At 63.7% G+C, this 11,843-nt stretch carries 12 protein-coding genes and 1 pseudogene; 7 read left to right on the plus strand and 6 right to left on the minus strand.

Translation table 11 applies throughout. From position 1 onward, the window contains the following. The coding region (locus ACLP4W_RS15590; protein ID WP_442387363.1) for an MmpS family transport accessory protein at positions 1-374 on the minus strand (374 nt) is incomplete at its 3' end. A gap of 274 nt (positions 375-648) precedes the next feature. Continuing rightward, the gene (locus ACLP4W_RS15595) at positions 649-1,080 is read right to left on the minus strand and encodes a hypothetical protein (protein WP_442387365.1); all 432 of its coding nucleotides are present in this window, start codon (positions 1,078-1,080) and stop codon (positions 649-651) included. 293 nt (positions 1,081-1,373) lie between these two features. Between ACLP4W_RS15595 and ACLP4W_RS15600 the strand changes: the two genes are divergently transcribed. Continuing rightward, entirely contained in the window at positions 1,374-2,393 is a 1,020-nt protein-coding gene (locus ACLP4W_RS15600; RefSeq protein ID WP_442387367.1) for a hypothetical protein, read from the plus strand. Between the two features lie 95 nt (positions 2,394-2,488). Then, positions 2,489-3,295: an SDR family oxidoreductase gene (locus ACLP4W_RS15605; RefSeq protein ID WP_442387369.1), complete on the plus strand. Its 807-nt coding sequence runs from the start codon at positions 2,489-2,491 to the stop codon at positions 3,293-3,295. A 14-nt stretch (positions 3,296-3,309) separates the two neighbouring features. On the opposite strand, the gene ACLP4W_RS15610 is transcribed toward ACLP4W_RS15605, so the two are convergent. The 3 genes from ACLP4W_RS15610 to ACLP4W_RS15620 form a co-directional block, all read right to left on the minus strand. Further along, the gene (locus tag ACLP4W_RS15610; RefSeq protein WP_442387383.1) at positions 3,310-5,799 is read right to left on the minus strand and encodes a glycogen/starch/alpha-glucan phosphorylase; all 2,490 of its coding nucleotides are present in this window, start codon (positions 5,797-5,799) and stop codon (positions 3,310-3,312) included. 221 nt (positions 5,800-6,020) lie between these two features. Next, positions 6,021-6,746, minus strand: coding sequence for a C39 family peptidase (locus ACLP4W_RS15615; RefSeq protein WP_442387371.1), 726 nt, complete (start codon positions 6,744-6,746; stop codon positions 6,021-6,023). Between the two features lie 97 nt (positions 6,747-6,843). Beyond that, entirely contained in the window at positions 6,844-7,167 is a 324-nt protein-coding gene (locus tag ACLP4W_RS15620; RefSeq protein WP_442387373.1) for a DMT family transporter, read from the minus strand. A 156-nt stretch (positions 7,168-7,323) separates the two neighbouring features. On the opposite strand from ACLP4W_RS15620, the gene ACLP4W_RS15625 reads away from it, so the two are divergent. The 4 genes and pseudogenes from ACLP4W_RS15625 (at position 7,324) to ACLP4W_RS15640 (ending at position 10,530) form a co-directional block, all read left to right on the plus strand. Next, positions 7,324-8,244, plus strand: a complete 921-nt coding sequence (locus ACLP4W_RS15625; RefSeq protein WP_442387375.1) for an alpha/beta hydrolase — start codon at positions 7,324-7,326, stop codon at positions 8,242-8,244. Next, a pseudogene (locus ACLP4W_RS15630) lies at positions 8,241-8,681 on the plus strand (DoxX family protein). The gene ACLP4W_RS15625 and the pseudogene ACLP4W_RS15630 overlap by 4 nt, the downstream one beginning before the upstream one ends. A gap of 88 nt (positions 8,682-8,769) precedes the next feature. Continuing rightward, positions 8,770-9,570 carry an SDR family NAD(P)-dependent oxidoreductase gene (locus ACLP4W_RS15635; protein WP_442387377.1) on the plus strand — a complete coding sequence of 267 codons (801 nt, stop codon included), beginning with the start codon at positions 8,770-8,772 and terminating at the stop codon, positions 9,568-9,570. Further along, a complete protein-coding gene (locus tag ACLP4W_RS15640; RefSeq protein ID WP_442387379.1) occupies positions 9,571-10,530 on the plus strand; it encodes a phosphotransferase family protein in 960 nt (319 codons plus the stop codon). A gap of 17 nt (positions 10,531-10,547) precedes the next feature. On the opposite strand, the gene ACLP4W_RS15645 is transcribed toward ACLP4W_RS15640, so the two are convergent. Continuing rightward, entirely contained in the window at positions 10,548-10,895 is a 348-nt protein-coding gene (locus ACLP4W_RS15645; protein ID WP_442387381.1) for a hypothetical protein, read from the minus strand. A 113-nt stretch (positions 10,896-11,008) separates the two neighbouring features. Between ACLP4W_RS15645 and ACLP4W_RS15650 the strand changes: the two genes are divergently transcribed. Next, the gene (locus ACLP4W_RS15650; RefSeq protein ID WP_442387385.1) at positions 11,009-11,692 is read left to right on the plus strand and encodes an MspA family porin; all 684 of its coding nucleotides are present in this window, start codon (positions 11,009-11,011) and stop codon (positions 11,690-11,692) included. Positions 11,693-11,843: the final 151 nt, after the last annotated feature.

An 11,843-nucleotide genomic window follows, 5' to 3' on the forward strand; every position in this document is an offset into this window, starting at 1 on the left:
ACGTGTGCATCCTGATGGGTGTCGGACTGTTCAGCGCGGACAACGCCATTCACCCGCAACCGGCAGCCGACTTGACCACCATGAACCTGCGCCGAGATGCTGCCGGACACCACGGTGAGCGTGGTCGTCTCCGTGTGCGACCACGGCAAGGTCGTGAGATCAACCTGATGGGGATGCCCGTCGATGTCCACCCAGACGAGCAGCCCCCCTTGCCCGACGGAGCCGAATAACTCATACGTGAGCCGTTTGATACTGAACTCCGGCGGTGCTGCCGGCTCATTGACGGTGATGACAGGCGCGGGATTGGAGAACTCGTGCACCTTCCACATGGCCACCCCGCCCACACCGAGCGCAACGACGGCAACCAAAGGCATCCAGACTCGCGCTAAGACAGTCCTGCCGACTGAACGAGGGCTCACTCGATCACCTTTCGGAACCGGGTTCCGGACCTCCGTATTCTCGCCCTGTCCCCGCCCCCATGCCAGCGGAGAAAAACACGGTCGTATGTCACTGAGATCGACACATGACCGTGCAAAGATGTAGGCACTCCCCCCTACACGAATACGAAGACCTGCGGACGTTACCACCTACCGGTCCTGCCGACCACACGGAGGAGCCCGGCATTCAACTCACCGGGAATCTCCGATTTCAGGCAAGAGGTACTTTTTTCAGACGCCTTTTCAGCCTCGCGCTTCTGAGAATCTGAGTGGTGAAGTTTGTGGCTGCCAGCATGGGGAACACTCCGAGAAATGTCCGCTCGGAGGGCGTCGCTCCATGCAAGTGGTAAAGGCTGCCAAACACATAAAAGCATCCCACCATGAATAGGGCACCGGGGATGCAGAACGCCATCAAGGAGCTACGAGCAGAAATGAGTTGTTTCGCAAAGTCCAACTCATCCTTCGACATCGGTTCGAGTTTGCGCACTTTTTTCGTAATCGCTCTGGCGCTGCCGATTTCTTCGCCTATCGGAGTAGTCGGGCGGTCGCCCAACCGTTTTACGAATACAGCAGCAACGGCGACGAACACCAACGCCAACGCAAGGGCGACTACGGTCAGATAACCCCATAAATCCGGGTTCATTATTCCACTCCTTCGCTCCGCCGCCGAACGTCAAAGGCTCCTCAAAACGCTACCTCAAACCGGCTCGATCCAAACCGTTCCAGCGCGACACCGCTGCTGCGCCTGGGCGAGAGGCCGCCGATGTCGCTAAGTTTGAAGGGATCGACTTCACCCTGCCAGGGGAGAACATGGGGCGATTTGACGACGGCCGACAGCGGGCAGCGGAACTCGAGGCGTTCCAAGCGCTGTGGCACCTGTGGCGGTCTTCTCAAAGGACGGTGGCGAACGTCAACAATTGGGAGTCGGCTTGCAGAATGCTGCAGACCTACTACACCGTCACTCAAGCCCGCCAGGACTCCGAAGTTTGCGCCATGAGGATTCGATACCTTGAGATCTCGGAGCCATTACCCAGGCTCGCGGACTTCGTGCACGCGCCACCGCATTATCGATTATCTGATGCCCCGTTGCAGCTGGCGCAGGCTGGCCGCGAGTACAGGTTAGCGCGCCAGCGGCACCCCGGACGCGAACGGCAGCGCCTGAAAGAACTCGAAACAACCAAGGCCCTCTACGAAGCGGTGAAGGGCGCTGAAGCGAGAGTGAGGGCTGCCGAGGTAACTCGCAGGCGCGAATGGCAGCGAAGCAGGTGGCCCAAAGATGTTGTCCTAGAAAGCGAAATCTACAACCTCGACAGCGTGGCGGCCCAGGTAGAACTGCAGAACGCGAAAATCAAATCCCAAGTCGATGCGGTGGCGGACCTACTCCGAGATGGACTACAAAGCCCACCGGAGCCCGATCGAACCGCGAGCTATCGCGCTGGCGATCCGGCCGGGATTGCGGCCTATGTCGAATCGGCCCTGATGTCTATGCCGTTGCCGCGCTGCATCAATCCCAAGGCCACGGTTGTGTATTCTCCGGATTCGCGCCAAGTGGTTATCGAGTATGAACTGCCCACGGTTGATGTCATCCCGAAGGTCAAGTCCTTCCGTTACGTCAAGAGCCGTGAGACGGTTGTCGCGACGGTGCGACCGGTATCACAAGTAAAAGCGTTGTACGCCAGTACTATTGCGCAACTTACGCTCCTATCTCTTGCTGTGATCTTGAAACTCGACAGCGAGCGTCATATCGATGTTGTGGTTTTCAATGGCGTTGTCGAAAGCCAGGATCCGCACAGCGGTCAACCGATCCGGCCGTGCTTGATCGCCGTCCGGGTAACCCGAGACACCCTCGCCGAAATCGACCTTGAAGCCGTCGATCCGTCGGCCTGCCTGAAACACCTCTCGGCTGCTGTGTCGCGTAACCCGACCCAGTTCGTCCCCGTGCGGCCTTTGGCTTGAGTGAGGTTGCGGCACCGATCAGGCGCGGCGCCTTCGGGCTCGACTCCCTTGCCAACGTGAATTGGAACGTGTTCTAGTGAGTCGGTGACGATAACGTGACCACCAGCCGCAGCCCTTTCCGAGCCGATCTCCTTCAGGGGAAGGTCGCATTGGTCACCGGCGGCGCTACCGGGCTCGGCCTCGAGATCGCCCGGGTCCTGGGCAGTCATGGCGCTCGCGTCGCCATCTGCAGCCGAAAGGAGCCCAATCTTCAAGCGGCGGTTGCGGCGTTGCGGCAAGAGGGAATTGAGGCAACCTACGGTGTCTGTGACGTCCGCCGTGACGATGAGGTCACGGCGGTCGTCGAGGAAGTGCTGCGCACGTTCGGTCAACTCGACGTCGTCGTCAACAATGCCGCCGGAAACTTCCCCGTTCCGATCGGCGGCCTCAGCCCAAACGGTTTCAAAGCCGTGGTCGACATCGACCTACTGGGGACTTTCAACGTGTCGAAGGCGGCGTACGAGCTTTGGCTGCGCGATCACGGCGGCGCCGTGGTGAACATCAGCGCGGCGATCCAGTACCGCGGCATGGCCCTGCAGGCCCACGTTGTCTCGGCCAAGGCCGGCGTCGACGCGTTCAGCCGCGCCTGTGCCATCGAATGGGGGCCCGACGGGATCCGGGTGAATGTCGTTGCTCCCGGGGCGATGTCAGGAACCGAGGGAGTCAGGCGGATCGCGGGCGACGACCGGCACCGCGCCATGCAGAACCCGCTGCGGCGTCCCGGCTCCACCACCGAGGTCGCCGAGACGGTGCTGTTCCTGGCCAGCGATGCAGCGTCCTACGTGACGGGAGCAATACTGGTCGTCGACGGCGGTGGTTGGTTGACCGCTAGCGGAGTGCCTGATTTGCCCGGCTACCAGTGAGCTAGCCGGACGGCTCAGACGGTCACGGTCAGCGGCCGGACGTTCCAGATCTCGTCGCAGCACTCGGCGATGGCGCGATCCGAAGAGAACTTGCCGCTGCGCGCGGTATTCAGGATTGACATCTTCGTCCACGACTCCCTGTCCTGCCACTCGGCGCTGACCTGCTCCTGGCAGTTCACGTAGGACGCATAGTCGGCGCAGACCAGGAAGGGGTCGTCGTAACGGAGGTTGTCCACCAACGGCTGGAACACCTCGGTGTCGCCGCGCGAGAACGTCCCGCCCGCAATCAGATCCAGCACCGTGCGCAGCTCGTCGTTAGCGTCGACCCAGTCGGCCGGGCTGTACCCGTGCGCCTTGACCGCCACGACCTCTTGCTCCGTGAGACCGAACAGGAAGAAGTTTTGCGGTCCTACCTCTTCGCGCATCTCGAGGTTCGCCCCGTCGAGCGTGCCGATGGTCAGGGCACCGTTGATCATGAACTTCATGTTCCCGGTGCCCGACGCTTCCTTGCCCGCAGTGGAGATCTGCTCGGACAGATCGGCGGCCGGATAGACCATCTGCGCGTTCTGCACGTTGAAGTTCGGGACGAATACCACCCTGAGAAACTGGTTGACGTCCGGATCGTTGTTAATTGTCTCCCCGACGGCGTTGACCAGCTTGATGATCCGCTTGGCCATGAAGTAGCCGGGAGCGGCCTTACCGCCGAAGATGAAGGCCCGCGGCGGAATCGACAGCCCGGGGTTCTGCTTGAGCCGGTGGTACAGCGTGACGATGTGCAGGACGTTGAGATGCTGGCGCTTGTACTCGTGGATTCGTTTGACCTGGACGTCGAACATCCAGTCCGGGTCCAGCTCTACGCCCGCCGCCGAGCGGATGTAGGCAGCAAGGCGCGCCTTGTTGCTGCGTTTCACGTCGCGCCACTGCTGACGGAAGGAGGCATCGTCGACGAACGGCTCCAGTCCGCGCAGGCGCTGCAGATCGCTGAGCCAGCCGTCGCCGACCGTGCGGTCGAGCAGCTCCCGCAGCCCGGGGTTGGCCAGCGCAAGGAAGCGGCGTGGCGTCACGCCGTTTGTCTTGTTGCTGAACCGCTCCGGCCACATCTCATAGAAGTCTTTGAGCACAATGCTTTTCAGCAGCTCCGAATGCAGGGCGGCGACACCGTTGATGGCGTGGCTGCCGACGGTCGCGAGGTGCGCCATCCGGATATTCTTGGTGCCGTCCTCGCCGACGATCGACATCCGGCGGAGCCGGTCGCCGTCGCCGGGGAATCGGGCGTGCACCTCGTCGAGGAAGCGGTGGTTGATCTCGTACATGATTCCGAGGTGGCGGGGCAGCGACTCGGCGAACATCTCCAGCGGCCAGGTCTCCAGCGCCTCAGGCAGCAGGGTGTGGTTGGTGTAGGCGAAGGTCGCGACCGTGATGTCCCAGGCATCGGACCACTCCAGGTGCCGCTCGTCCAGGAGCAGGCGCATGAGCTCGGCGACCGCGATCGACGGATGGGTGTCGTTGAGCTGCAAGGCAAACCGCTGAGGCAGTTCCTTGACGGACACGTCCGCGAGATCGTCCATGATGTGCAGCACGTGCTGCAGCGAGCAGGACACGAAGAAGTACTGCTGAAGCAGGCGCAGCCGCTTGCCCGCCTCCGGTTCGTCGTTGGGGTAGAGCACCTTGGTGACCGTCTCCGACGTGACCTCGTCCTCGACCGCCTTGTAGTAGTCGCCGGTGTTGAAGGCCTCCAACGCGAACGACTCGACGGCCCGCGCGCTCCACAACGTCAGCACGTTGCACGTGTTGACGCCGTAGCCTTGGATCGGCGTGTCGTAGGCGACGCCTTTCAGCAGCCGCCCCGGCACCCACCGCACGCGGTCATGACCGGCGACGTCCGTGTAGTGCTCCGTGTAGCCGCCCCACTTGACCAGGTAGTTGACGTCGGGTTTGGCGATCTCCCAGGGGTTTCCGTTGACCAGCCAGTTGTCGGTCTTCTCGACCTGCCAGCCGTCGTGGATCTCCTGGTCGAAGATGCCGAATTCGTAGCGGATGCCGTAGCCGATCGCGGGACGCTCGAGGGTGGCCAGCGAGTCCAGGTAGCACGCGGCGAGCCTGCCGAGGCCGCCATTGCCCAGTCCTGGTTCCTCCTCGCAAGCCAGGACCTCGTCGAGATCCTGGCCCATCGCCGCGAGCGCGGTCTTTGCGGCCTGCTCCATGCGCAGGTTCAGCAGGTTGTTGCCCAGTTGTGGGCCCATCAAGAATTCGGCGGACAGGTAGCAGGTCACCTTGCGGCCGAGGTCGAGCGAGGTCTGCGTCGACGCCACCCGCCGGTCCTGCATGCGGTCACGCACCGCCAGCGCGAGCGCCCGGTAGTAGTGCTCGGGCCGCAGGGCCGCGGCCGGGCGGCCAACCGAGTAGCGCAGGTGATCGGTGATGGCACGCTGAAGCGCGGGGGCCTGCATCCCGGTGCGAGTGGGCTCCACCAGGTCGGCGCGTACGGAACCGGTGGCGGACATTCCGTCGGAGGGTGTCTGATCGACATCGGTCATCGTGAGTCCTACTCGCTCGCGGTTGAGGGGCGGCACCGCCCCGCGGCATTTATGTGACCGGCGGCGGCAGGCCGTCAGTCTCTCAGCGCTGATTGCACACCAGGCGCGCAATTGACGTCGGGCGTGTGAACGCAACGCCACGCACTGTTAACGAAACGGCGCTTCGGCGGGAACGAACGCGTACGCGCTCAGCTGGTGACCGTCATTTCGTCGTCGCTGCTGGCCCACGATCGGCTGAAGATGTCGATGGGGACCTGCTCGTCTCGGCCGTCCTCGCTGCCGCTGTCGTTGAGGTGCACGATGCCGGCCGCGGTGTCCACACCGGTCACCACCACGGCGTGGTTGGATTCGGGTTCTCCGTCCGGGGTTTTGTCCTCGAGGGGCTCGCGCCAGATGACCTCGGAGTTGACCGCGACGATCACCTCGCGGCCTTGGGTCAGATCCTGCTCGAGCGCCTTCATGCCCGTGGGGACGCCGGTCTTTGCGGCGCTCTCCTTGTCGGTGTCCACGGCGTGGATGCCGTAGTGGGCGAGCAGCGCCGGTTCATCCTCGAACGAGGTGCCGCTTCCCGGCTTGCGCTTCTTCGGCTTGGTATAGATCGGGCCGGAATGGACGGTGCTGGGAGTCGATTGCGCCACCTTGATGATGGCCTGCTCGGAGGGCTCGTGACCGGTCAGCTCGCCGACCACGTCGGCGACCGCCATCGGCACGCAGTCATCGTTGTATTGCTGGTAACGCCAGAATGGGGCGGCCGCCGCGGGGTCGCCGTAGAGTGTGCCCTCACCGTTCGGCAGGTTGGGGACGGCATGCGCGGTGCTCGTCGCGGGGCCCAGGGCCAGTCCCAGCGCCGCCGCACCGGCCAGCGCCGCGACGCCGGCGGTCCGGGCCGCGGTCGCGATGCTGGTGCCGATCATGGGCGTGTCCTTTAAAGCCAACGGTGACTGAATGAATGTCTGAGAAAAGGCTCCCTTCGTTACCTCTACGAATTCTTGGAGGATTCTTTAAGGGCCGTTAATGCGCACCGGCAAGGTTCAAGGTGACCACGCCGGCGATGATCAGCGCGACGCCGATAACCTTCGCCACGGTCATCGGCGAACCGAGGAACAGCACGGCGATCAGCACAATGGCGGCCGTACCGATTGCCGACCACAACGCGTAGGCGACATCCGTCTGCATGCCGCGCGAGATCGACACCGCCAGGAGTGCGAAAGAGACGGCGTAACCCACCAGGCAAATTACGGTCGGCCACAATCGACTGAAACCTTCCGTGCTCTTGAGCAGGCTGGTCGCCACCACCTCTGCGAAGATCGCGCAGAAGAGCAGAAGATAGGCCACGGCACCTCATTTTTGTGCACCTCTTTTTTGGCAAATGTACACAACGAGCATCGCTTTGCTGGCAGACTGCGAAGGCTGAATCGGTTCTGCCGTATGCGAATTCGTGCGGTGGTTCATCACGCCGAGCCGTGGCCACCCGGAAAGGAATTTGCGCCCATGACCTTTCCCGCGCAACCGTTGCGCTTCGACGTCAGCGACGTCATCGGGGAGCAAGCGTTTTTGGCGGCGACTTACTACCCGGCTCGCACCGGCAATGCTGGCGCGATACTCGTCTGCCTGCCGGGCGGAACCTACAGCCGCGAATATTGGGACCTCAACGTTGCGGGCCATCGCGGGTACAGCTTCGCCGAGTTCGCCTCCGAGAACGGCTATGCCGTCTTGACAGTCGACCCGCTCGGCACCGGCGAAAGCTCCAAACCCGTGCGCGATTTCGATTTCACCGACATCGCCGCCGCACTTGCCAGTGCTGTCTCCGCCGTGCCCCACTCAACCGGCAATCACGCACCGCCCGTGGCCGTAGCGCATTCGCTGGGTGGATACCTGGCCATCACTCAACAGTCGCTGTTTCCCGGCTACGCCGCGCTGGCGGTCCTCGGGTGTACCAATCAACACGTCGCGCCGCTGAACCTGGATCCCGGATTCATCGCCCGCTCGGCCACCCCGGAAGGCCGGGCCGCGCTTGCTCAGGAGATCCTTTCCGCTCTTCCCCAGTCCTACTTCGAGGGCCCCCGCGAGTACCTGCAGAGCTGGTTTCACCTTTCCGACGTGCCCGCCGACGTCGTGGCGGCCGACTGCGTCACCGCCAAGTCGGTCGTGCCCCGCGTGTTCGGTACGGCCATGATCCCCGGTGTCGTCGCCGAACACGCGGCACGGATCGACGTGCCGGTCCTGATCGGCTATGGCGTCGTCGACGTCTCACCGGATCCTCGCGCGGAAGCCGCGCTGTATCGCAGTAGCCCCGACATCACCACCGTCGTCCTGGCCGACAGCGCGCACTGCCACAACATGGCTTCGAGTCGGCAGTTGCTGTGGCGGCGACTGCTCGACTGGGTCGCGACCGTAACGTCTGGTTTGTGACGAAGAAACTCAACCACCGCCTGGCCCGCCGCGCGCCGACTGTGCTCAGCCTGTTTCGGTTGGTCTACGGCGCGCTCTTCGCCGCGAATGGCTCGATGATCCTCTTCGGGTGGCCCGTCCACCCCAGACTGCCCGTCGAGTTCGGCGCCTGGCCCGTCTGGTACGCCGGCCTGATCGAATTTGTCGCGGGGCTGCTGATCGCGGTCGGCTTGTTCAGCCGGGCCGCGGCATTCATCGCCTCGGGCGAAATGGCGGTCGCCTATTTCTGGATGCACTAACCACACGCGCTCTGGCCGATCGGTGATCCACCGGAAGGCAACGGTGGAGCCTTGGCGATACTCTTCTGCTTCGGCTTCTTCCTGCTGGTCTTCACGGGCGGGGGGAGCTATTCGATCGACGCTTTGCGCGGTGAGGGCTCGGCGGGCGCCCGCGCGTAACACTTCCAATCAATCGACGATAATGACATTCTCTAGTTTGGAGAAGCCGTTTCCGTCGCGCGGCGGGCGGTGCGGAGGAGGTTCGACGATGAGCGCTGTCCGACGGTGCGACGGGATGGTGGCCCTGGTCACCGGAAGCAGCCGGGGGCTGGGTAAGGCGATCGCCGCACGGCTCGCCGCCCACGGAGCGACAGTCGCGCTGACCGCCCGCACGATGGACCCCGACCCCAAGTACCAGGGGTCGTTGATTCAGACCCGCGACGAGATCGCGGCCGCCGGCGGCAAGGCGGTTGCGGTTCAGGCGGATCTGTCCCAATCCAAGGAACGTGCAAGGCTTTTCGCCGAGGTGGTGAGCGCGGTCGGCGCACCTGACATCCTCGTGAACAACGCCGCGGTCACGTTCCTGCGGGCGCTGGACGGGTTCCCCGAGCGGCGGGTGCGGCTGATGATGGAGATGCACGTCCTGGGGCCATTGCACTTGAGTCAATTGGCGATCCCCGCGATGCGCGAACGTGGGCGGGGCTGGATATTGAACCTGACCTCGGTGGGCGGCGACCTGCCACCCGGGCCGCCGTTCTCCGAATTCGACCGGACGGCGGGCTTCGGCATCTATGGAACGGCCAAGGCCGCGCTGAATCGGCTGACCAAGAGTCTTGCCGCCGAACTCTACGACGACGGCATCGCCGTCAACGCCGCGGCTCCGTCCAACCCGGTGGCGACCCCGGGAGCCGGCACCCTGGACCTGGCCAAGACCGACACCGAGGACATCGAACTGATCACCGAGACCGCCTTCCGGTTGTGCACGGGTGATCCGAAGACCATGACCGGGCGCATCGCGCACACCCAGCCCTTCCTGGCCGAGGTCGGCTGGTCGGCGCCGGTCGGCTGAATGGTCGAGCTTGACCTGGACGAGCTGCGACGGCGACTCGCCACCGGGGGCGTTGCCGACATCAGCCCACTGGCCGGCGGCGCGTCCAGTCTCACCTTCAGGGGTCAGCGCGATGGCCGGACGGTGGTGGTCAAGGTCGCTCCGCCCGGCGTCGAGCCGGTCGCGCACCGCGACGTGCTGCGCCAGGCCCGGATCATCAAAGCGCTTGCCGTGAAGCGGGTTCCGGTCCCCGTCGTGCTGTGGGAGGATTCGGGAGATCCGCCGCACACGCCCCCGCTGTTCGTGATGTCCCATGTCGAAGGCGACTGCGTCGAGCCGTTATTCGACGGCTGCCCGCCGGCGCCTGACCTGATCGAGCGTTACCGCAATGCGTGCCGAACCATGGCCGCACTGCATTCTCTGTCGCCGATTGACCTCGGCCTGGGCGGTGAACCGGTCATCGACCCCCTCGCGGAAGTCCGGCGGTGGTGTGACACGTTGCAGACCGTCGACGGGGCGCTGGTGCCCGACTGGCACCTTGTGCGCGACGCGTTGCTGAGCAGCACGCCAACGGCCATGCGGCCCGGCGTTGTTCACGGTGACTTTCGCTTGGGCAACCTGCTGGCTGTTGGAGCCCACATCAACGCGGTGATCGATTGGGAGATCTGGTCGATCGGCGACCCGCGTTTTGATGCGGGCTGGTTTCTGATCAACTCCGATCCGGACACCTACCAACGTGTCCCGGACCCGGCCGGCATGGCACCGCCGGGTGCCGAGCTTGCCGATATCTATCGGCGCGAATTGGGTTGCGAGGTTACCGACTTGGCTTGGTTCACCGCGTTGGCATGCTTCAAGTCGGCGGCGACGTGGTCGCTGATCGTCAAGCACAACCGCCGGAGGCCCTCTCCGCGAGCCGAATTGGAAGCCATGGCAGCCGCGCTGCCGAGGTTGCTGCAGCGAGCCCTGTCAATGCTGGATTAGCGAACGAAGCGGTCCGTTTAGTGGCACCGTACGAAGAGATTTTGGCAGTACATTCCTGTACCGCCCCAGTCGAGCGATCGACCACCCGCATCGCCCGGATCCACAAACACGTCTGGTGTTTCCGTCAATATTTGGTCGATGAACGGCTCTACCGGTTCGAAGGGGTCTGGATCCGCCCGCGCTACGCCGGTGCCGCCCGTCAGTGCCATCGCGCTGATCGCAGCGCCCAAAATTCCCAGAGCGAGCATGTGACGATTCATAGCAGCCCTCTGTGCCTTGAATGACTGATTATCCAGCAGCGACGATTTTACACGTACAGGCGTTTTGGCCATGCCGACGAGCGCCACCGCCCCTTCCAGCGTCACGCGCCCGTATCGCGTATGAGTTACGAACGCACAACAAGTTTGGTTGTTCGACCAGCTGATCCCGCGGTTTCAATCTCGCGGTGCGTACGGTGTCGCCCGTGAGGCCGATAGCCGTGGTCGTTCGCCGCGCCGCGGTTGTCGCGGTTTGCCTCGTCATGTCGGTGGCCATGTCGCCTTCGACAAGTGCTGATCCCGACGCTGAGCCTGCTGCCGCGGCGGCGGCGCCGGCCGACGGGCGGGTGCCGTCGAATCCTCCGGCAACCCTCAGCACCCCCGACGGCTGGACACTGGGCCTCGGCGCGAAGGACGAGATGCAAACTCCTGTGGCGCCGTTGACCACTGCCGTCTCGTCGCGCGAATATCTGGCCAGCGGAACATTCGTCGGCTCGCTGATCGGACCGGAACCGCCTCGGGGTGTCCTCGAGGTCGGTTACGAGATCGGCTGCGGAATCGATATGAGCACATCGAATGGCGTCACGATGGGCGGTAGCGCCGGCATCACCCCGGGCTTGGGCCTGACGGGTGCGTTCACCGGAACGCCGGGTATTTTGCCGTTGGTTTCCGTGCCGGTCAACGGCGTGCTCACCGTGGGACTGAAGCCCGGTCTTGTGATTGTGGTGCCGGTGGTCAAGAAACAGTTCAAGGGTCCCAGTCCCTGGGTCATGATCAGCGACTTCCACGTCAAGATCGACGGATGCGTGGGCCAGTCGTTCATCCGCTCCTATGCGACGCTGACCCGAGAGACCGATGAATCCGACGTGGTGCTGTCCTACGTCGGCGTCACCAAAGCCGTTTGATCGCGGGCGGACCTGGTGGCCTAGCCCGAAGTTGCGGTAGCTGAGCGGGCCGATTGTTTCGTTGATCTGGGGAAAGAGTTCGGGCGGGCCTGGTTGTGTAGTCAGAATAGTGGGCGTGTCGGCTTGGCATACCTCGGCATAGTCGTTAGAC

Origin of the sequence: Mycobacterium sp. (genome assembly GCF_052145595.1) — a bacterium.
Taxonomy (GTDB): Bacteria; Actinomycetota; Actinomycetes; order Mycobacteriales; family Mycobacteriaceae; genus Mycobacterium.